This is a genomic window from Bathymodiolus platifrons methanotrophic gill symbiont (assembly GCF_002189065.1).
Classification (GTDB): Bacteria; Pseudomonadota; Gammaproteobacteria; order Methylococcales; family Methylomonadaceae; genus Methyloprofundus.
In genome coordinates this window covers 1-2,648 of sequence record NZ_BDMN01000481.1, presented here as the reverse complement: position 1 = coordinate 2,648, position 2,648 = coordinate 1, and the positions used below count along the sequence as shown (strand labels likewise).

The 2,648-nt window shown below is 42.7% G+C and carries 2 protein-coding genes; both read right to left on the bottom strand.

The features are described 5' to 3' along the window. Window positions 1-27: 27 nt before the first annotated feature. The gene (locus CDZ78_RS19615; RefSeq protein WP_087871465.1) at window positions 28-1,788 is read right to left on the bottom strand and encodes a COG1361 family protein; all 1,761 of its coding nucleotides are present in this window, start codon (window positions 1,786-1,788) and stop codon (window positions 28-30) included. Between the two features lie 71 nt (window positions 1,789-1,859). After that, window positions 1,860-2,066 carry a hypothetical protein gene (locus CDZ78_RS19610; protein ID WP_087871464.1) on the bottom strand — a complete coding sequence of 69 codons (207 nt, stop codon included), beginning with the start codon at window positions 2,064-2,066 and terminating at the stop codon, window positions 1,860-1,862. Window positions 2,067-2,648: the final 582 nt, after the last annotated feature.

Below are 2,648 nucleotides of genomic sequence, written 5' to 3'. Positions count from 1 at the left end.
GCATAGTTTCAATTTTACCATAAATAATTATTGGGAAACTTCAGCTTTAATATTCTCTAATGGTAATTCACCTGTATTAGTTACGATATAAGTCCATTTAACCGGGTCGCCTGCGTTGATCTGTGGTGCATCACCAGCAGCTGGATCATCCGCATCGACACCTTCGGTTAATTTCTCAATATCAATACCAGGGATAAAATAGACACAGGTTAGTGCATCGTCATCAAAGCTATCATTGAGTGAACTCACAGTTGCATTGTTGATTACCGCTGTTTGTGGATCAGGACAGTCATCGCCCGGGTCAATATTTGGAAGAATATCTGCATCAACAGTCACCTGAAAGGTCACTGATGTAGTTTCACCTGGATCTAATGGTCCTAATGGAATCCCTGGATCTAACAATGGAAAATCACCTGGATTAGGCTTATCTGCAATAAGGAAGCCATCAGTCAAAAGGTCCACATAATATTGCTCTGTAGTTCCAGCATTATAAGTAACAACGCCTTCAGGTAACGGCAATATATCAACCATTGTTAAGTCACCAATCGCAGCACGGCTGGTATTAGTGGCATTAAAAGTATAAGTTAAAACTGCTCCCGGTCTGACTAATTCCTCATCCACTTCTTTAGCCATGCTAAATTGTGGTAGAGCCGGAATATAAGTCCCCGCATCAAAATAAGGATTAAAGGATTTTGAACTGTCAGGGTCCTGACCCCATGCTGCAGCAATCCGTGTTTCATCGAGTGTGTACACGATCGTGCCGGTATTATCGAAATCAACTTCATCAAATATTTTAATTCGTTCTAAAGGAGCAAGAGTGAATACTTTATCATAGCCATTTCCTGCGCCATCATCAGCTCCTCCTCCAGGTCTATGAGTAAGTGGATCGCCATCATGGTCTACATAAATAACTGTATCGACATCGCCAGGTATACGTGTAGACATAACCCAAAGAGGACTTCCCATACCTAAGGGATTGTCCTCTGAATCTTCGGGTTCAAAACAGATAAACGGTGAGCCAGCAGCACATATGGTCGGATCGATATGGGGCGCAAAACCTGCCAGAATCTGGGTAGACAATTTAAATGTCGGTACCCCTGCATATCCCCAGTCGAAAGCCATATTTTGCTGATCGGCATCCTCCCAGCCTGGATTTGGAAAAACAGCATCATCAGGATTAGAGTCTATGGTTGAGACTGCGTAGAAAGGTACGCCAGCATCACTAGTCGTAAACCTTGCACCACTACCGTCAGGAATCCTGAAGCGTACAAAATTACCTTTCAGGATAGTAGCCGAGTCCTTATCTAGTCCAGTAGTCGTATCGGTACAATGACGAGGAGCACGAGCCTCGCAAGTTACTACAATGGTAGCGCCATTGCTGATTGGGTTATAGACAAAGACATCCGTTGGGTCAGCTGAATCGCTCTGTCTGCTACTGACTGGAAAAAAATACTCATTACCCCATTCTCCAGTGTCTAGTACAACATACCAGCGAGATTCCCAGACAGCTGTAGGGTCGCCACTAATCGCATGCGCCTGAACTGGATGGGTACTGAAAGCTCCAGCACTAATATTAAAAGGATCCGTAATGGATGTCAATGCGCTCTCACCTTCACTCAGTAAAGCAAATGGTGTATCAGGAAGACCATCAGGTGTAAAGTTATCAAAAGCGCAAGGCACGTCAGCAATTGTATTACACGTCAAAGGGTTTGAATTTGTACCAATATCAAGTGCAATAAAGGTATTATCATGCATCGCCATAAAACTGACTGCTACCTGTGCGAACATATTGTCAGAGGGTATATTTTCACCGACAGGCGTTTCAAATACTGTACCCCAGCTACTGGTCGGAAAGACTTCTACGGCACCCCTAATACAGTACCAGGGACAGTAGCCCAGGCTATACGAGTTACCTGTAGCGGTTGAGTTGAGGCAAACTTGTCACGTCCATCAAACAGGAAAGGATTAAGGGACTTGGGATCAACATTTGTGTCTACCTGGTTTCCTGTTACTAAAACATCACCGGCAGATATTAAATCTCCTCCTGCGCAGCTTAAGCCTATCAAAAGACAGGCATCGCCATTACCAGGAATTTTATCACCAAAGATCAGGTAGTATCCTGAACCGGGTTTAGAATATCAGCTTCATAGCCATCTTCCCAGTGGTCAAAATATATCACCGTACCGTCTGTACTCATAGCAACGGAAATTGCCGATTCGATGGTTTTACTAGTATGTTTACCGGCTAAACTTGAAGTATCATCGTCTTTTATCGGGTTAAGTGCTTCTAAATTTTCATATACCTCACCTCAGGTATAGGAACGTAATACGTCTCGGCAATACCCGCTGCGAATGAAACATTCGCGGTCATCAGGCATAGCATGATTGACGTGTATATTAAATTTCGAAATAACATGTCTATTCTCCTAGTGCGACTGATAACTCATCTAATCTACGAGAGAACCTAGTCACAAAGTTATTATTGTCAATAAATACATCCGAGTATTGTCACTGGGTAATTCATTGCTAGCAATTCCAATTTAGAAAGCATAGTTATTTTGCTTTCTTGTAAACAATACGTAATTTCAGAGCACCTGAACTCGGGGAATTTACTTTGATCCCAGTTTAAAGATCATCCTTAAATTAGTT